The sequence below is a fragment of the Dyella monticola genome, assembly GCF_003363155.1.
Classification (GTDB): Bacteria; Pseudomonadota; Gammaproteobacteria; order Xanthomonadales; family Rhodanobacteraceae; genus Dyella_B; species Dyella_B monticola.
In genome coordinates this window covers 64,513-83,089 of the sequence record NZ_QRBE01000010.1, presented here as the reverse complement: position 1 = coordinate 83,089, position 18,577 = coordinate 64,513, and the positions used below count along the sequence as shown (strand labels likewise).

Annotated in this window: 17 protein-coding genes; 5 read left to right on the top strand and 12 right to left on the bottom strand. The window is 59.3% G+C overall.

Annotation, left to right across the window (positions count from 1 at the left end):
• Window positions 1-34 precede the first annotated feature (34 nt).
• On the bottom strand, window positions 35-475 hold the full coding sequence (locus DWU98_RS15715; RefSeq protein ID WP_115496509.1) for an Sbal_3080 family lipoprotein: 441 nt from the start codon (window positions 473-475) through the stop codon (window positions 35-37).
• A 425-nt stretch (window positions 476-900) separates the two neighbouring features.
• On the opposite strand from DWU98_RS15715, the gene DWU98_RS15710 reads away from it, so the two are divergent.
• Window positions 901-1,311: a hemerythrin domain-containing protein gene (locus DWU98_RS15710; protein WP_115496508.1), complete on the top strand. Its 411-nt coding sequence runs from the start codon at window positions 901-903 to the stop codon at window positions 1,309-1,311.
• Window positions 1,312-1,412: 101 nt separating this feature from the next.
• Here the strand turns inward: DWU98_RS15710 and DWU98_RS15705 are convergent, their stop codons facing one another.
• Window positions 1,413-1,928: a hypothetical protein gene (locus DWU98_RS15705; RefSeq protein ID WP_115496507.1), complete on the bottom strand. Its 516-nt coding sequence runs from the start codon at window positions 1,926-1,928 to the stop codon at window positions 1,413-1,415.
• Between the two features lie 96 nt (window positions 1,929-2,024).
• On the bottom strand, window positions 2,025-2,963 hold the full coding sequence (locus tag DWU98_RS15700; RefSeq protein WP_115496506.1) for an alpha/beta hydrolase: 939 nt from the start codon (window positions 2,961-2,963) through the stop codon (window positions 2,025-2,027).
• A gap of 216 nt (window positions 2,964-3,179) precedes the next feature.
• Between DWU98_RS15700 and DWU98_RS15695 the strand changes: the two genes are divergently transcribed.
• A complete protein-coding gene (locus DWU98_RS15695) occupies window positions 3,180-3,635 on the top strand; it encodes a cupin domain-containing protein (RefSeq protein ID WP_115496505.1) in 456 nt (151 codons plus the stop codon).
• A gap of 30 nt (window positions 3,636-3,665) precedes the next feature.
• Here DWU98_RS15695 and DWU98_RS15690 read toward each other — a convergent pair whose 3' ends face one another.
• The gene (locus DWU98_RS15690) at window positions 3,666-4,556 is read right to left on the bottom strand and encodes a glycosyltransferase family 2 protein (protein ID WP_115496504.1); all 891 of its coding nucleotides are present in this window, start codon (window positions 4,554-4,556) and stop codon (window positions 3,666-3,668) included.
• Window positions 4,557-5,002: 446 nt separating this feature from the next.
• A complete protein-coding gene (locus DWU98_RS15685) occupies window positions 5,003-7,327 on the bottom strand; it encodes an FdhF/YdeP family oxidoreductase (RefSeq protein ID WP_115496503.1) in 2,325 nt (774 codons plus the stop codon).
• 209 nt (window positions 7,328-7,536) lie between these two features.
• Between DWU98_RS15685 and DWU98_RS15680 the strand changes: the two genes are divergently transcribed.
• On the top strand, window positions 7,537-8,286 hold the full coding sequence (locus DWU98_RS15680; RefSeq protein ID WP_115496502.1) for a 3-keto-disaccharide hydrolase: 750 nt from the start codon (window positions 7,537-7,539) through the stop codon (window positions 8,284-8,286).
• Window positions 8,287-8,378: 92 nt separating this feature from the next.
• A complete protein-coding gene (locus tag DWU98_RS15675; RefSeq protein WP_158545075.1) occupies window positions 8,379-9,227 on the top strand; it encodes an SGNH/GDSL hydrolase family protein in 849 nt (282 codons plus the stop codon).
• An 81-nt stretch (window positions 9,228-9,308) separates the two neighbouring features.
• Here DWU98_RS15675 and DWU98_RS15670 read toward each other — a convergent pair whose 3' ends face one another.
• The 7 genes from DWU98_RS15670 to rnt form a co-directional block, all read right to left on the bottom strand.
• Window positions 9,309-11,063, bottom strand: a complete 1,755-nt coding sequence (locus tag DWU98_RS15670; RefSeq protein ID WP_158545074.1) for a glycosyltransferase family 39 protein — start codon at window positions 11,061-11,063, stop codon at window positions 9,309-9,311.
• A 148-nt stretch (window positions 11,064-11,211) separates the two neighbouring features.
• Window positions 11,212-11,946: a phosphate signaling complex protein PhoU gene (gene phoU / locus DWU98_RS15665; protein WP_115496499.1), complete on the bottom strand. Its 735-nt coding sequence runs from the start codon at window positions 11,944-11,946 to the stop codon at window positions 11,212-11,214.
• Window positions 11,947-12,048: 102 nt separating this feature from the next.
• Entirely contained in the window at window positions 12,049-12,849 is an 801-nt protein-coding gene (gene pstB, locus DWU98_RS15660; RefSeq protein ID WP_115496498.1) for a phosphate ABC transporter ATP-binding protein PstB, read from the bottom strand.
• On the bottom strand, window positions 12,842-13,708 hold the full coding sequence (gene pstA, locus DWU98_RS15655; RefSeq protein WP_115496497.1) for a phosphate ABC transporter permease PstA: 867 nt from the start codon (window positions 13,706-13,708) through the stop codon (window positions 12,842-12,844). The genes pstB and pstA overlap by 8 nt, the downstream gene beginning before the upstream one ends.
• Window positions 13,708-14,679: a phosphate ABC transporter permease subunit PstC gene (pstC, locus tag DWU98_RS15650; RefSeq protein WP_115496496.1), complete on the bottom strand. Its 972-nt coding sequence runs from the start codon at window positions 14,677-14,679 to the stop codon at window positions 13,708-13,710. The genes pstA and pstC overlap by 1 nt, the downstream gene beginning before the upstream one ends.
• A gap of 101 nt (window positions 14,680-14,780) precedes the next feature.
• The gene (gene pstS / locus DWU98_RS15645) at window positions 14,781-15,812 is read right to left on the bottom strand and encodes a phosphate ABC transporter substrate-binding protein PstS (RefSeq protein WP_425480236.1); all 1,032 of its coding nucleotides are present in this window, start codon (window positions 15,810-15,812) and stop codon (window positions 14,781-14,783) included.
• 137 nt (window positions 15,813-15,949) lie between these two features.
• On the bottom strand, window positions 15,950-16,609 hold the full coding sequence (gene rnt / locus DWU98_RS15640) for a ribonuclease T (RefSeq protein WP_115496494.1): 660 nt from the start codon (window positions 16,607-16,609) through the stop codon (window positions 15,950-15,952).
• A gap of 177 nt (window positions 16,610-16,786) precedes the next feature.
• Here rnt and DWU98_RS15635 point away from each other — a divergent pair, with 177 nt between their 5' ends.
• On the top strand, window positions 16,787-18,484 hold the full coding sequence (locus DWU98_RS15635; RefSeq protein WP_115496493.1) for a hypothetical protein: 1,698 nt from the start codon (window positions 16,787-16,789) through the stop codon (window positions 18,482-18,484).
• Window positions 18,485-18,577 lie beyond the last annotated feature (93 nt).

Sequence of the window (18,577 nt, the reverse complement as noted above, 5' to 3'; positions counted from 1 at the left end):
AATGCCAGACGTAGGACTCATTTGCTGCCGGTTCTCAGTGATGGAAGCCCACAAAGAGCTGGTCCATGAGCGGGTCGATTTTCGCCTTCGTGCCGCTCCATTGGTCTATTCGGGGGAACATGAATGGGTTGACCTTATATACCGCCGAAGCAATCAACTGCCCGTGTTCGGTAATACGGATCTCGGCGTGTGAAAGATAGGGCGGGTGATGGTCCCACGAGCGTTCGGCGGTGTAATCGACGATGAAATTGCACGTGTCTGGAGGTGTGTCGTACACATGGGATGCGACACCGTGGCGCTTGAACCCATCCTGCATCACTGCGACGAAGTCGTCGACCCTTACGTCCGGATTGGTGTGAATGCAGACCCGCTTCATCACCTCGTTTGAGCCTTTTGGCTTCAAGGGTGGGCTCGCGCATGCGCAGAGCAGCACTACTGTCGAAGTGCCTGCTAACCGTATCAGCATTTTCAGCATGTGACTTTCCCTGTTTGATGAGTCGGTGAGCGATAGTGGCTATTTGCTCGTTCCATTCATTCGCGAATTACGTATTTGCTGATCGTCTGTCGAATCGAGTTTTTGCTTCGTCGCGACACAACGGTAAAGACGCACCATGACTTCCCTGCTAAGTACGGGTGGCCTATAAGAACCAGCTTGCGATGCTTATGCAAGTATTTGGGGTAACGATTGACTTCCACCTTGGCGATGTCAACGCGTAAGTTATCGGGATTGCCGCGGCGCAGCGGTGCGCAGCCGCCATTTCCCGGGCCTTCACGGAGGGGTACAAGCGGGGCCTGTCCTGGGGTTCTCTGTGACGGTGGCCGGCCGCCGCCTGCCTCTCAAGCCTTCCAGGCTTGCTGCCGATAGCCACGTGGGGGCCAATCGGGCTACAGGGAGAGGATATGAATATCGACCACTTCAAACGCGAGCATGCGGATTTGATGGTCGCAGTTACCGAACTGCGCGACCTGGTGCATGCCGGCGTGCAAGACCATGCGCAGACCATTCTGCAACAGCTGGTTGCGATGAGCGCGGCGATCAAGTTGCATCTGGCTGCGGAAGATCGCGTGTTGTATCCGGCACTGGTCCACGCCACAGACCCGCACATCGCCCAAACCGGCAAGCAGTTCCAAGAGGAGATGGGCGATCTGGCGCAGGTCTACATGGCTTTTACAGCGCGCTGGAACCTGGCGGCCAAAATCAGCAAGGACCCGGACGGTTTTCGCTCCGATGCGAATAATGTGTTCAAGGCACTGCACTTGCGCGTGCAGCGTGAAAACAAGGAACTGTATCCGTTGGCCGAACAGGTTTAGGTCAGGTTTGCCATGCAAAAGAAAAGGCGGTCACGGTATTTATGCCTTGACCGCTTTTTCAGGGCTTTATTTGGTGACGTACAGCCTGTGAAAGGGCGAAGCTAGTTCACGCCATTCGTGGCATCAGCAGCCGGCACATTCATTGAGAACAGCGCGGAGGCGATTTTCCATCCGTCGTTGGTATGCACCACCGACCAGACGACTTGGCCATGACCCACTTTGGCCGAGTAATCCCACGTAATGGTCCCAATTTCGCCATCGGTTTCAATGCGAAGATTTTTCGTTTGATCCGGTGGCAGCTTGATTTCTCCTACCACGTCATCCTTTGCAGTGGAGGGAAATGTACGCGGTATGGGTTGTTTGTTCGCTGCTTTTATCACTGCATACGATTGACTGGCGAGGGCGCTGAGCACGGGAGCGTCAGGGCTGGCGTACATGTCGAGCATCGCCTTGGCATCCTTTCTCGCCACGGCTTGTTGATAGCTATTCCATAGGTGGTGGAGCGCGGATACGTCACGATCGTTCGTGGCGGGCGTGGCCACATCAGCTGCATTGACCTGAAAGGCAATGAGGCCGCCGACGATGACGGCAAATACCTTGCATGGACGTACCCTCATGGATTTCCCCTGTTGACGCTGCCTGGACTCAGGCGCACGTCATGGAGACCCGGTTCGGGATGTGAAGTTCCCGAGCCATGCGGGCAAAAGGATGTCTCAGCTCCCCACAATGCCGATAGTACGAAGCCACGTATCGACCAGTTGAGGCCATGCAGTAATGGGAAGCGCCGTTGGTCGCAATCCGAATGCGTGGCCGCCATGCGCGTAAAGATGCATCTCCACCGGCACGTCCGCGTTTTTCAGCGCGACGTAGTAAGCCAGCGATTGGTTCACGCCATCGGTAGTGTCGTCTTCTGCCTGCACTAAAAAGGTGGGCGGCGTTTGGCGGGACACCGGAAGGTTGGCATTGAACGTGCCATCGTCATGCACCAGGTGCCCGGGATAAACCGCGACCGCAAAATCAGGGCGGCTGCTTTCTTTATCGGCGGCATCTACCGGCGAATATAAGTTGCGCTTAAAATTTGTACTTGTCTCGGCTACCAGATATCCGCCTGCGGAGAAGCCGAGCACGCCAACTTTGTGCGGATCAATATGCCATTGCGCGGCGTGAAAGCGCACCAGCCGCAGTGCTCGTTGAGCATCCTCCAACGAAGGTACCGACAGCTCGAGATTGTGGGGACGGCAATCGCATCGCCATAGGTAGGGTTTGCTCGGGACGCGATATTTCAACAGCACGCACGTGATGCCCTTGGAGTTGAGCCAGTCGCATGCCTCGGTGCCTTCGAGGTCGATGGCCAGTATCTGGAAACCGCCGCCGGGAAATACCACGACTGCGGCGCCGGTGTTCTTGCCCTTGGGCGTGTACACCGTGATCGTGGGCCGAGTGACATTGGTCACCGCTGTCGCCGGTTTGCCTGCCAGGAGGCGAGCTGACACCGTCATGCTCTCCGGTCCTGGCATGGGTTGCGCGTCAGGAGGTGTGCCGGGCCATATCGGCATCTGCGTGTGCCCGACCGAAGGCTGCCAAGCGTCGGTTTTCGCATGCAAGGTTCCAGATGCAATCAGCAAACACAAAACAATGGCCCACCGTTTCATGACGCCCCTCCGGTTTGGTGCACGCTAAGATGGCTTGCGCGATCAATGCAATAAATGAGAGATAACCCCTCTATCTATCCTGCACACCCGATCTGGCCGGCAACGGGCTGTCAGGTGGATTTTTTTGGGCAAGCAGGTTGCACGTGTCTGAAAGCGGAGTAAGACGAATGCTCTAGAGCAGTGCTAACATCGATTAGATGAAAAATGATGAGGTGCATGACGTTGAAGCAGCCAAGCCAATTACTCACCGCTGTTGATATTGAAGCCATGAGCGCCAGCATCTCGGTGCATGACCTCAACCCCAACGCTGTGCGGCATAAGAAGTCCCTGGGCGATAGTGTCGGATTGACGCAACTGGGTGTTTATATCATCACGATCATGCCTGGCCACGAGTCGTCGGAATATCACCGGCATCTTTACGAAGAAGAGTTTGCTTATGTGCTTTCCGGCCGCGGCGAAGCGCAGATCGGGGAGCAGGTATGCAGCATTGGGCCTGGGGATTTTCTCGGTTTCGCGCGAAGGGGGCCGGCGCACGTCATGGTCAACACAGGGAGCGAGCCGCTGGTATGCCTCGTGTCAGGGCAGCGGTTGGAACATGATGTGTGCGATTACCCACGCAAAGGGCTACGGCTTTATATCGCCGGCGAAAACGAAGTGCATGTGAAACTGTAAAGTTGCGGCGCGGTGGCGACTCGTTCGCCATCAGCCAGGTTGGGATCGGTACGCCGCGTATCTTTCTGGATGCATTGCCATGTTGAGCTTGCGACGCAGGCGCGATAGCACCCCGACCGCGAGCGAAAACAGGTATTCGGGCGGGCTGATGAAGCCTTCTTGCATAAGTCGGCGTCGCATGATGCGTCGTGCATTGTGGACCGCCAGAACATTATCGCTGAGCCCTCGCTCACCCTCGATGCGCTTGGTCCACAGCGCCAGAACCTGATTGACTTTGGCGCAGCGATGGCCGGCAAAGCGGATCTGCGACCACAGGAAATAATCTTCGGAATACCAGATATTTTCGTCGAAGCGGAATGGCAGGTCCCGACGCACCATCACCGATGTGGTGGGGAAGGGGTTGTGGAACAGCAGGCGACCACGTCCGATGATCTCTGTCTGTATAGGTTCCTGCAGCTCGGAGAAGGGGGTGTTACGCGGGCGCACAAGCATTTTATGCGCAATCAATGCGATGGTAGGGTCCGCATCCAGCGCAGCCATTTGCAACTCCAGCTTGCGCGGCGCCCATCTGTCGTCGGAGTCGAGAAAGGCGATGTAGGGCTGTTTGGCATGCCCCCAGCCGGTATTGCGCGCGCGTGAGGGGCCACCGTTGTCAGGCATGGCGATCACTTTGATCCAACCGCTCTTGTAAGTGGCGGCGATGCGATGCAGGGCATCCAGCGTTCCGTCACCGCTGCCGTCTTCGATCAGCAGCACTTCGGCAGGCGGTAATGTCTGGTTTGCGACAGACGCGATGGCCGCGTCGATAGTTTTCATGCAACGAAAGCATGGAACTACAACGCTCACCGCAGCGCGCTTTATAGCAGCGCCGTTGTCGTTGGATTTATTCAGCTCGCTTGGTGCGGTTATGGTTTCATGCATGGCGTGGAATCCGTGGGCGGTGCCGTTAGCTCCACGAGTGCGGCCTGTCTTTAGCGGCGTGTGCGCGGTTGTTGTGATAATTGTGTGGCCAGCGCTTGCTCGGGTGCCGAAGTTTTGTACGCCAGGATTAGTGAGATCGAAATGAAGAGCGCATCTAGATGATGTGTTGTGAATGAATACGGATGCGCGCTGTGCGCGATCTGTTCATTTAGATGTACGCAGTGACAGTGTGCATGCGCGCGCGACTGCTCGTTACGGTGTGTTGTCATTTTTATGCAATGGTGTTTGTGAAGCTCAATGGGTGGTTGGGTTTCGCTATAGGTCGTCATTTCGCACAATCTGGGTGACGCTGGAGCAATACGCGTCTAAGGAGGCGCACTTTCGCGCGCCACGGGAATAACGGTGGGGCATAATGAGAAATCTTGGGATGCGCGACAGCTAAACCATCACGCATCAACGGCCGGCGCTTTCGCGCGCGACCGCTGCAATGAAACAGGCACCGACTTGTACGTAGGCGTTCCCGATTCAGGATCGAAGCTGTCGAGCCCCACCAGGCAATTGCCTTCAGGAAAGTAAATCGCGACCGTGCCGGCGGCTATCGGATAACTGACGGCCACAAAGCCGCGCACGCTTCGCGTATTACCTTGATGGTCGACAGCATTGGGTCCGACCACTTCTACATCGATGCGGTCGCCATGCTGCAGTCCATTCGCTTTCAGGTCGTCTGGGTTGACGAAGACGATGTCGCGTCGACCGGTTACACCGCGATAGCGATCGTTCAAGCTATAGATGGTGGTGTTGTACTGATCGTGCGAGCGGACCGTGGTGAGGGTGAGGTGTTGGGAGGGAAGGTTCGGGTCTTCACTGACACCGCGTGCGAGAAGAAAATGCGCTTTGCCATCTGCTGTCGCCCACTTGCGCTCGGATGCGGCAATGTAAAGCCTGAACCCGCCGGGCTCGCGGATGCGCTGGTTGTAGTCGAAGAAATCGGGATACACGATCTCGATCTTGTCGCGGATGCGATCGTAGTTCGCCACCAGCGCATCCCAATCGACACGCGTGGCGGGAAGGGTGGCCTTGGCGATGTGCGCGATGATCCACGGCTCGGAGCGCAGGTGTTCGGACGCAGGCGGTAGTTGGCCCGCGGAGGCGTGCACCATCGACATGGAATCTTCCACGGTGATCGACTGTTGCCCTTCGGCTTGAATGTCCAGCTCGGTTCTGCCCAGGCAAGGCAGGATGATGGATTGCTTGCCGATGATCAGTTGCGAGCGATTGAGCTTGGTGGTGATGTGCACGGCAAGATCGAGGGTGCGCATGGCGGCGAACGTGGCCTGTGGATCGGACATTGCCACGGCAAGGTTGCCGCCAAGGCTGATCAGCGCTTTGGAGTGACCCTCGCCAATGGCCTGGATGGCGCGCACGGCATCATGGCCGTGTTCCTTCGGCGCGGTGAAGCCGAACGCGCGCTCGATGCCGAGAATCAGCGCGTCGTTCGGTTTTTCAGTAATGCCGACCGTGCGATTGCCTTGCACGTTCGAGTGTCCGCGTAGCGGGCAAATGCCGGCGCCTTCGCGGCCAATATTGCCGCGTAGCAATAGCAGATTGGCGATTTGCTGCACGTTCTCCGTGCCATGCGCATGCTGGGTGATGCCCATGCCGTAGCAGACGATGACGCGCTTGGCCTGGCTGTATGTCTTGGCGACGGCTTCGATCTCCTCGCGCGACAAGCCTGTTTTGGCGACGATGACATCCCACGTCGTGCTTTCCACATCGGCTTTCAGTGCGTCGATGCCGGTGGTGTGTTCGCGGATGAAATCATGGTCGAGGACGCCGGCATGGCCATGATCGATGGCGTTCCGATCTTCCTCGAATAGCCATTTCATCATGCCTTTCAAAAGCGCCAGGTCACCGCCGGATTTGATCTGGTAATAGGTGGACGCGATAGGCGTGGCAAGGTTCGCCACCATCTCGATGGGTACTTGTGGATCGGTGAAACGCTCGAGTCCGCGCTCGGGCAGGGGGTTGATCGCGATGATCGGCACATTACGCTTGGACACCTCGCGCAAGGTGGCGAGCATGCGTGGATGATTCGTGCCCGGGTTATGACCGATGCAGAACACCGCATCGCAGTGATCGAAATCCTCGAGCAACACCGTGCCCTTGCCGACACCGATCGATTGTGGCAAGCCCACGCTGGTGGCTTCATGGCACATGTTCGAGCAATCGGGGAAATTGCTCGAACCGTATTCGCGCACGAAAATCTGATAGAGAAACGCCGCTTCGTTGGAGGCGCGTCCGGAGGTGTAGAACTCGGCCATGCGCGGATCAGGCAGCGCGCGCAATGCCTGGCCGATGCGGTCCATTGCCTCGCTCCATGTGATTGCGACATAGGTGTCGGTTGTGGCGTCGTACGCCATGGGATGCGTGATGCGGCCGAGGCTTTCCAGCGCGTAATCGCTCAGGCCCCATAGCGAGGTCACCGTATTGGCCGCAAAGAATTCCGGCCGCACGCGCTTGGATGTCGCTTCCCACGAAACGGCCTTGGCGCCGTTTTCGCAAAATTCGAAAGAGCTGGTGGACTTCGGGTCCGGCCACGCGCAGCCCGGGCAGTCGAACCCTGTGGGTTGATTGACGCGCAGCAGCGCGGAGGTGTCGCGACCGACGGCCATCTGTCCACGGATGGCTTTGGCCACGGCGCGCAGTGCGCCCCAGCCGCCAGCGGGGCCGTTATAGGTGCTTACGCCAGGGACTTTGTTTTTTTCGCTCATGACGGCGCTCCCGCAGTGAAAAGGTGGATCGATGGCTTCCGTGCCTGCCCCTGCATGACTATGGTCATATGTTGCGTACCAGGGAAAGGTATTACTGTTCAGGTCGAACGGGTGCAAGACCGAAGTGAATAGGCGTCCCAACATGGAACGCCTTTTTTTGGGGCGTAGTTTAGATCGATCTAAAACTCATGGCCATGAGGTAGCAAGCAATGCTTCACAAGCAAAAGGCACAAGGTGCCGTGGCTGTCGCCGGACTGCTGTTGTGTGGTCTGGTTCATGCTCAGCAGCACAACACGCTTAGCGCACAGGAAAAATCCCAGGGCTGGCAGTTGCTGTTCGATGGCAGCAGCCTCAACGGATGGCATTCCTACCTGCAAAAGGGGCCCGGAAAGGATTGGAGCGTGCGTGATGGCGCCATCCTGCTGGAAAAGCGCCCGAACGATCCGGCCGCCGATTTCCAGGATCTGGTCACCAACGCCGAGTACGGCAACTTCGATCTGAAACTGTCGTGGAAAATGAGCCCGTGCGCCGATAGCGGCGTCATGTTTTACGTGCACGAGTCACCCAAGTACGCCAACACCTATGAAACCGGCCCGGAAATGCAGATCGCCGATCTGGCCTGCACCAAGCCGGACAGCCGCGTTTTGAACGAACGCTCCGGCGATCTGTTCGACATTATTTCTTCCGATGTGGAATGGGTAAACGAAGCAGGGCAGTGGAACCAGTTCGAAATCATCGCCGATCATGGCCACGTGCAATTCTTCCAGAACGGGCACAAGGTGATCGACACCCATCTGTGGACCGACGACTGGAAGCGCCTGGTCGCGCATACCAAATTCACCGCGTGGCCGGACTTTGCAACCTTCCATCAGGGGCATATCTCGCTGCAGGGCACCGAAGACAAGGGCGAGGTGCCGATCCACCTGTGGTTCAGGGATATCAAGATCAAGCAGCTCTGATTGCCGGTCGGTGCAGGTGGCGATGACGGAGCGCCACTGGGAAGTGTTGTATGGTTCGGCCGTCCAAATGGGTGGCGAGGAGATCTGAAAACATGTCGATCAAGGCTTCACTTTCTCTTGTCGCAGGCATGGTGCTGGCAAGTGGCGTGGTCATGGCGCAGATGGCGCCGACGTCCTCTTTCCATGCCGATGTGCCGGCCGAACCCGTGGGCGTGGTGAAAGACCCTTGCGCGGTGTTGATGCCGCCGCCGCTGGCGCCAGGGCCTGCTGCCCGGCGCGATGCGAAAACCGCGCTGGCCGCAGCGTCCAAAGCCTGGGCGCAGCAGCGCATGGAGCAGGATTTTGGCGGTCTTTGCCATTACGCCCATCCCAATACCACGCTTGCGCCGGCCACGAACCACAGGGTGATCTTTTTCGGCGATTCCATCACCGAAAGCTGGGGCTCGGGCGATCCGTCGCTTTTTACCAACGATGTGATCGACCGTGGCGTCAGCGGGCAAACCACGTCGCAGATGCTGCTGCGTTTTCGTGCGGATGTGATCAATCTGCATCCCGCGGTGGTGCACATTCTCGCGGGTACCAACGACATTGCCGGCAATACCGGACCTGTCACGCTCGAAACGATCGAGAACAACATTCAAAGCATGGTGGACATGGCGCGTGCGAATCACATTCGCGTGATTCTTGCCGCGCTTACGCCTGCCGCGAAATATCCCTGGCGGCCGACGATCGAAGCCGTCGAAAACATTCGTGCGCTTAATGCATGGATCAAGGGTTATGCGCAGAAGGAAGACTTGGTGTACGTGGATTACTTCACGCCGCTGGATGATGGCCATCGCGGCTTCAAAGCGAACCTGTCAGTGGACGGCGTGCATCCTAACGCGGCCGGTTACGCCATCATGAGCCGATTGGCGAAGCAGGCAATTGCCAAGGCGGAATAATCGTCTGCGCCTGATGAGCGCCTATCTGCTCCCTCCCCTGTGTGCAGGGGGGGGCTGTATGTCGTGGGGTTGGAGCACGCGCTAATGCTTTAGCGGCGCGGATAATCGGCGAATCGTGTACGTAGCTTCCGGTGCAGCCGATGGATTGAAACTGACCAGCAACCGCTCACCGAGCGAATGCGCGCGATCCACGGCGGTTCCCATCGGCAACGATGCAGGTGTGGCGAGCACAGCCGGCGTCGCACGCAAAAACACGAATGCATTCGGCTCCGGTTTCCATCGCAACCAACCCAACTGATAAGCCAGGAACGTTTGCACCACCACCTGATGGCTGGCGAATCCAGGCTGGCTTGCAAGCTGCTTGGCCAGTTCCAACGCGCGCGCCTCGGTAGACATGTCATGCAAACCCCAGCCGATCACCGGGCACCCGTTGCTTTCTGCTTGCGACGATTGGATAGCGTGATGGATCCATTCATCCGGCAAGTAGGCATAAGGGTGATAGGAGGCGGGCAGGTAATAGCCGTAATAGTTGTGCTCGACCATGGTATGCACCCCCGACGTCATGCCCAAGCCGTACGTGCCCGGAAAGGTGATGACCGGCAACGTGACACCTTGGCAGCCTGGCAACCCCTGCACATAGGCTGCGGAAGCCCGCCACGGTTCATTGGATGGCAATAGCCGTCCCCGCATGAGCAGGAGCGCCGGCCAACTCAGCAGCAGGACGATGATGGCCGCTGCCATCGTGCCCGCACGCGTACCGACGCGGGGGCCTGCTGCATCGTAGAGTCTGGCGAGCAGAAACCAGCCGAATGGCGCACAAACCAGCACATTGCGATACGAGAACGATGGCGCGATCAGCAACGACACGGCAATGCCGCTGACGATAACGCCCACGCACACCACGCCGCAAAGTCGGGTGGTCCATTCGCCGATGGCTGCGTCGACATCGGCATGTGCGTCAGAAGAACGCCGCTGCCGCCACCTCACCAGCAACATGACAACCACAACCAGCAGCATCTGCCGGCTCATGAAATGGAAGATCGCTCGACGCAGATGCGATGCGAAGAACGACGGCTTGTTGCTGTACCACGTGTCGTGGAAATCATGCTTGGCGGTATGCGTCATCAGCCATAGCAGGCCGATGTAAAGCCCCAGCACCAGCGCACCGGATACGCATATCGCCACACGCTGTGGCCATGTCGGGGATGTCGCCAGCAGATAGAGCAGCAATACACCCACCGTAAGCAGCATGTACGGATGCACCTGGCTGGCCGCGATGCCAAAAAGGGTGAGCCACGCCCATGTGCCTGCGGGAAACCGCCGTTCCGATGCGTACTGTCGAAACTGCATGGCCGTGCCAAGCAGCAACGATGAAAGGAATATTGCCAGCCCGTAATTGCGTGCGTTCTGCGCCTGCTCGTACCAGAAAGTGGACGTGGCCGCGACGGCGCAGGCAAAAGCGATGGCTGTCGCGCTGAGCCGGCGTCGCGTACTCAACGCGAATACAGCCACGCTCAGCACCGCCAACAGTGCGCTGGGCAGGCGTACCACCCATTCACGCGTACCGGCCAGTTCAATCCAGGCGTAGAGAAAAAAGTCGTACAGCGGAGGATGAACATCGGCCAGCACGCGCCGGAACACTTCGCCCAAGCCCAGATGATGATCCACCACCTGCATCGTATACAGCTCATCCGCCCAGAAACTGCTGCTGGACAGGCCGATGAAGGCGAATACGCAGCTGGTCAGTGCGATGAGTGCGTACAGTGCGCCGGGCCAGCCGAAGCGGGCGCTGCTGCGGTTGGCTGTGGTGGTGTCAGCGGCTTGGAGCGGTGTCACTGCATGAGCCCGTGGGTGCATAGATCGGGTGAGCGTACGCGAAGCCCGATAGGAATTGCACGAGGGGACTCTCGATTGTCTGCCCCCTCCCCTGCGTGCAGGAGAGGGGGAATGGCGCGTCGTGGAAACGGGACGCTATTTAAGGAGTTCAGGTTGGCCGATCGCCCAGCTTCACCGGCTCGGGATTGGAGGTGAGGTCGCGCTTGTCGCGCTGGACATTGAGCGGTTCGCCCTTGACCAGGAACCACACGTTCTCGGCGATGTTGGTGGCGTGGTCGCCGATGCGCTCGATGTTCTTGGCCATGAACAGCAGATGGGTGCACGGCGTGATCACGCGCGGGTCTTCCATCATGTAGGTGAGCAACTCGCGGAAGTAGCCGGTATAGGCTTCATCCAATTCCACGTCTTCGTGCCACACCTTCATGGCCAGATCCGCATCGCGGTCGCGGTAAGCACGCAACACGTCGCGCACTTCACCGGCGGCCAGCTCGGCCAGGTGCGCAAGGCCGCCGGTAGGCGTCAGTGGTGCGGCCATCGAAAGCGGGATGGAGCGTTTGGCGACGTTGGCGGCGTAGTCGCCGATGCGCTCGATGTCCGCCGCAATGCGCAGTGCCGCGAAGACGTTGCGCAGGTCGCCTGCGATGGGTGCGCGCAGGGCCAGCAGGCGCACGACGTCGTGGCTGATTTCCTGCTCCAGTTGGTCGATGGCGTCGTCGTTGTTGACGACATGCTGGGCGGCGCGCTCGTCGCGGCGATCCACCACGTCGATGGCTGCCTCCAATTGGCTCACCGCCAGCTCGCCCATGCGCACCAGTTCGCCGGTGAGGCGCACCAGTTCGTCGTCGTAGCTCTTGATGATGTGTTCCTTGCTGCTGCCGCTCATGGGATGGCCTCTTGCATTTCGGTAATGGGGGAGGAGATATCGTGCGAGGTTGGCCCCTCACCCCAACCCTCTCCCCGCAGGGGAGAAGGAGCTATTGGGGGATCAACCAAACCTGCCGGTGATGTAATCCTCGGTCTGCTTCTTGCCGGGCTTGGTGAAGATCTTTTCCGTATTGTCGAACTCGATCAGTTCGCCCAGGTACATGAAGGCCGTGCGGTCGGAAACGCGCGCAGCCTGCTGCATGTTGTGGGTGACAATGACGATGGTGTACTCGTGTTTGAGTTCTTCCACAAGCTGTTCGATGCGGCCGGTGGCGATCGGGTCCAGCGCGGAAGTGGGTTCGTCCAGCAGTAGCACTTCCGGACGCAGCGCAATGCCGCGCGCGATGCACAAGCGCTGCTGCTGACCGCCGGAGAGACCGAGCGCGCTCTGCTTTAGCTTGTCCTTCACTTCATCCCACAAGGCGGCGCTGCGCAGGGCCTGCTCGACGCGCATGTCCATGTCCGCACGCGACAGTTTTTCATGGTGGCGAATGCCATAGGCCACGTTTTCGAAAATGGTCATCGGAAACGGCACCGGCTTCTGAAACACCATGCCCACCTTGGTGCGCAGGCGGTTCATCGAATAGCTCGGATCAAGAATGTTCTCGCCGTCCAGTTCGATCGAACCCTTGGCTTCCAGCTTCGGATAGATCGCGTAGATGCGATTGAAGATACGCAGCAAGGTCGACTTGCCGCAGCCGGAGGGGCCGATGATCGCGGTGACCTGCTTCTCCGGGATATCCATGTTGATGCCTTTGAGCGCATGGTATCCGTGGTAGTAGAAGTGCACGTCGCGCACCTTCAGCTTGGCGGGCGAGGCGTCGGTCAATGCGGCCGCAGAAGCGGCGGCGAGGTCATTCATAACTCACCTTCTTGCGCGAAAACATGATGCGGGTCAGCAGGCTCAGCGCCAGCACGAACAGAGTGATCAGCAGCGCACCCGCCCAGGCGATCGCATGCAGCGCCGGATTGGGATCGTTGGTGTACTGATAGATGGTGACCGGCATGCTGGCCATCTTGTCCAGCGGATGCACCGTCATGAAGTTGTTGCCGAACGCGGTGAACAGCAACGGCGCGGTTTCACCGGCCAGGCGCGCCAGCGCCAGCAGCACACCGGTGAGAATGCCCGAGAACGCCGCGCGCATCAGCACCTGCAGCGTGAGCTTCCACTGCGGTATGCCGAGGGACAACGCCGCTTCGCGCAGCGTGCCTGGCACGAGCTGCAGCATTTCGTCGGTGGTGCGCACGATCACCGGCAGGCCGATCAATGCCAACGCCACGCTGCCGGCAAAACCGGAGAAGCTGATGCGCCCGCCGGTAAGTTCGGTCGTGGGAATCACGATGATCACATACACGAACAAGCCCAATACGATGGACGGTGCCGACAACAGAATGTCGTTGAGAAAGCGAATCGATGCACCCAGCCGGGTGGAGCTGGCGTACTCGGCCAGGTACGTACCGGCCAGCACACCAATCGGGGCGCAGATCAAAAGCGCCATCAGATCCATGATCAAGCTGCCGACCATCGCATTGGCCAGGCCGCCGGTGTCGGCATAGGCGGTGATCTTGGTGAACAGCGTCAGCTTCAATGCGGGAAGGCCGTTCTGCAAGGTGATCCAGAGAATCCACACGAGAAAAAACAGGCCGATGAGCGTGGCGAACCCGCTCAGCGTCAATGCGATGATGTTGACGATACGGCGGCGTGCATACACGGCGGACATCAGCGACCCTCCTTGCGCGCCAACTGACGCAGCATGAAGCGCGCGATCAGCAGCACGATGAAGGTCACCACGAACAGCAGGAAGCCCAGCGCGATCAGCGCGGAACGATGCAGGCCCACCGCTTCGTTGAATTCATTGGCGATGCTTGAGGAAATCGAGGTGCCCGGCATCAGCAGCGACGCGGTGAGGTTGTAGGAATTACCCAGCACGAAGGTGACCGCCATGGTCTCGCCAAGCGCACGCCCGAGCCCCAGGAAAATGCCACCGATCACCGCCGAGCGGGTGTATGGCAGCACGATGTTCCACACCACTTCCCAGGTGGTGGAACCCAGTGCATAGGAGGATTCTTTCAACCGCGCCGGCACCGTGCGGAACACTTCGCGCATGACGGACGATATGAACGGAAGAATCATCACCGCCAGCACAATGCCGGCCGTGAGCAAGCCGAGCCCGAGCGGCGGCCCCTGGAACAACGCGCCGATAAGCGGAATGTTGCCGAGTGTGTCGCTGAGCGTCGGCTCGATGCTGGCCATGAAGGGTACGAATATAAACAGGCCCCACATGCCGTAGATGATCGAAGGAATCGCAGCCAGGAGTTCGATCGCCGAGCTGACCGGTCCGCGCATCCAGTTGGGCGCGATCTCGGTGAGGAAGAGGGCGATGCCGAAGCTTACCGGTACAGCCAGAAGCAACGCGATGAGTGAAGTGACCAGCGTGCCGACGATGGGGGCAAGCGCACCATATTGATCATTGACCGGATTCCAGTCGGAACTGAACAGAAAGTGCAGCCCGTCCTTGAACAACACCTCGCGGCCACCCCACAGGGTGGAGAGTGCAGCGCCCAGTAACGCTGCCAGCACCAGCAGGGCGCAGAAGCGAAGCAGAAGTCGAAACACGAAATCGTGACGGGCATCGGTGCGCGAACGTTGTTCGGTATCGCGGGGGAGCGGTTCGGCACTTAGGGCAGACATGCGTGATGTTTTCCGCAATCGGTTTCAATCAGCACGACGCGCGCAACGAGACGTTGCGCGCGTCGCAGGTCACTGCTGCTGTCTTTGCGACAGCACGCAGCTTACATCTTGTATTCGCTGGACCAGTAGGTCTCGATCTGCTGCACCAGCGCATCGGGCAGCGGTACGTAGTCGAGCGCGCGGGCCGCATCCTGGCCGTGCTCATAGGCATACTTGAAGAAGTCGAAGGTTACCTTGGCGTTGGCCGCGTTCTTCGGTGTCTTGTACATGATCACCCACGAAGTGGCGGTGATCGGCCACGCCTGGGCGCCCGGCGCATTGGTCATCAGCAGGTTGAAATCCTTGGCGCTCTTCCAGTCGGCCGTGTTGGCGGCGGCCTGGAAGCTGGCGATGGTCGGCTCGACCACATTGCCGGCGGCGTTCTTCATCTTGGCGTAGCCAAGATGGTTCTGCACCGCGTAGGCATATTCCACATAGCCGATCGAGTTCGGGATCTGCTTGATATAAGCGGATACACCCTCGTTGCCCTTACCGCCGATACCGGTCGGCCATTGCACGGCGGTACCTTCACCCACCTTCGACTTCCATGTCGGGCTCACCTTGGACAGGTAATCGGTAAAGTTGAAGCTGGTGCCCGAACCATCCGAACGATGCACCACGAAAATCTTCGAAGACGGCAGATGTGCACCGGGGTTCAGCTTAGCGATGGCCGGATCATTCCAGGTGGTGATGGTACCCAGATAGATGGCCGCCAGCGTGGGGCCATCCAGCACCAGCGAGCCCGGCGCAACGCCGGCCACGTTGAAGGCCGGAACGATGCCGCCGATCACGTCAGGGAACTGGCCCAGGCCGAACTTGGCCAGGTCTTCGGGCTTGAGCGGCATGTCCGAAGCACCGAAATCCACCGTGCCGGCCTTGATCTGCGCGATGCCACCGCCGGAGCCGATCGACTGATAGTTGACGTGATTGCCGGTCTTTTCAGCGTAGGCCGCCGACCACTTGGAAATGACCGGATACACGAAGCTGGAGCCCGCACCGGTGATATCGGTGGCTTGAACCGTCGTGCCGAACAGGGCGGCGGCGATCACAACGGCGAGCGTGCCGAGGCGAGACGGAAGTTTGAATGAGGTCAACACAGTGGCTCCTTTGGACGGGATGTGGCTAGCAAATGCCTGCGACCCGTGTATTGCAGAGGTTATGTGTTGCAATGAGATGAGATGAATGTGTCATCTTGATGACAATCGCAAAAACTTGTGGAAAAAGGCTGCTTTCAGGGCAGCGCAGCACCCACGCGCTCCAGTTCCAGCACTTCCAGCGAACGCAGGCGATTGACGATGCGGCAGAACAGCAGCGCGGTGCGCTCGGCGTCATACACCGCCGAATGCGCCTCGCGCGAATCGAAGGTGTAGCCCGCGGCGAGCACTGCCTTGCTGAGCACCGTCTGCCCGTAGAGCAGGCCGCTCAGGCTTGCCGTGTCAAAGCAACTGAAGGGGTGAAAAGGGTTGCGCTTATGCGCCACGCGGCGCACCGCGGCATTGATAAAGCCTAAGTCGAAGGCCGCGTTGTGGCCGACGAGGACGGCGCGCTGGCATTCATCGGCACGCACGGCAAGGCGCACCGCCTGGAAAATGTGGTCAAGCGCCGCGCGCTCGTTCAATGCGCCGCGCAGCGGGCTATCGGGATCGATACCGGTGATTTCCAGCGCGCGCGGATCGATGTTCGCACCGGAAAATGGCTCCACGTGCGTGGAGACCACCGGATGAGGATAGAGGTTGCCTTCCTGATCCATGCCGATGGTGACGGCCGCGATTTCCAGCAGTGCATCTTTATCGGCATCGAACCCACCGGTCTCCACGTCAACGATCACCGGCAGAAAGCCGCGAAAACGGTCGGCCATGCGCGTCGCGAGGCTGTTATTCAGTTGCTCCATCTGACAAGCATATCAGCCGATACCTGCGTGACGAACCGTATGGTGTGTCTTCGTTCTGTCACATAACATCCATCTAACGGTAAAGCTCCGCTTCGATCATTCGCACAACCCGCAGGACGCTCCAGGGGAAGCACTGGGATGCCGCGCGGTTCCTTTTGATCAAGCGGAGACAACTACATGCGTTCCAAGATGCTCACGGTGGCGATCGCTGCCGGTTTGGGCCTGACCAGCGTTACAGCAACTGTGTCAGCTCAGACATCGTCCAACAAAAAAGTGACCGTAAGCGCGGCCGAGTTGCAGCAAATGCAGCAGGAGATCGCCGCGCTGGAGCAGAAGGTCCAGGATCTGGAGTCGCAGCAGCAGGCCCAGCAACAGGCGCAACAGCAGACCGTGCAGTCCGTGCAGGCCACGCAGGCACAAGTGCAGGCCACGCAAGCACAGGTCGCTCAGGCGCAGCAGCAGGCTGCCACCCATCTGGGCGATACCCTGGGCGGCACCGGTGGCGTGAAGTGGACCTTCGGCGGCTTCCTGGCGGCTGAAACGGCGTACCGTTCGCGCGACACCGCCGATGACGTGGCCACCAAGTTCACCGCCATTCCGTTCGAAGGTGGTACGAGCACCGCGCCGATCAACACGGGCACCGGAGCGACCACCTCCTACCCGGTCACCAATGCGAGAAACGACCAGTTCCTCTACAGCGCGCGCCAGAGCCGCCTGAGCATCAAGGCAGAAGGCGACATCAACGATTCGACCCATGTGACCGGCTACTACGAGACGGATTTCCTCGGTGGCGCCCAGACGGCGAACATGAACGAGAGCAACTCGTTCAACATGCGCATCCGTCAGTTGTGGACCAACATCGATTGGAACGACTACGGCCTGCATCTGCTGGGTGGTCAGGCGTGGTCGCTGCTGACGCTCGATAGCGTCGGTATCACCCCGACCAAGGAAGTGTTGCCGCCGACCATCGACGCACAGTACGCCGTGGGCTTCACCTGGGCTCGCCAGACCCAGCTGCGCATCGTCAAGGACTGGGACAAGAAGTGGTGGTTGGGCGTCTCGGTGGAAAATCCGCAGACGGCAGGTATCGGCTCTGTGGCCGGTGCAGGCAGCAAGGGCTATTCGTCGACGACGGCTACGGTCCAGGCTGGCAGCCTCTACGACACGCTCAACTCCGTGTCGCTTAACGAAATTCCGGACGTCATCGTGAAGTTCGCAGCGGATCCAGGTTGGGGCCACTACGAACTGTTCGGCATCTCGCGTCAGTTCACCACCCGCGTCACGCCGACGGCTGCCGATGGTGGCCCCGCAGCGACGAGCAACCAAACCGCGCATGGTGGTGGTTTCGGTTTCGGCATGGTGCTGCCGCTGGTTCCCAAGGTGCTCGACCTGCAGCTTTCGGGTATGGATGGCAAGGGCATCGGCCGTTACGGTACGGCTGGCTTGAACGACATCACCTACACCTCGTCGGGCGCTCCGCGGCCGCTGAAGGAAAACATGGCGCTCGCCACGTTGACCTGGCATGCGTCGGACTCCCTGGATGTGTACGCTGCGGGCGGCCGCGAGCAGGAAGACAGCTACCTTGGCACCGGTGCGAACGGCTTGCCGTTCGGCTATGGCGCCGCGGCGCTCGGCTACAACAACAGCCAATGCTTGGTCTACGGTGCAGCCAGCGATTGTACGGGCCAGACCCGTCAGGTCGCCGAGCAGACCATCGGTTTCTGGTGGAAGTTCTACCAGGGCAAGTTCGGCCGCGTGCAGTTCGGTACGCAGTTCTCGCATGTCACGCGTCAGCTGTTCACGGATGCCAAGGGCAATGCACCGACCGCTCCGGACAACATGTTCTTCACCAGCTTCCGCTACTACCCGTTCTGATCCGCGGGAAAGAGTTGGTTGCGACTTTTATCGTAAGGGAGTTGTACCCAGGGATGGAAAAACGGCGGGCTTTGCCCGCCGTTTACTTTTTTG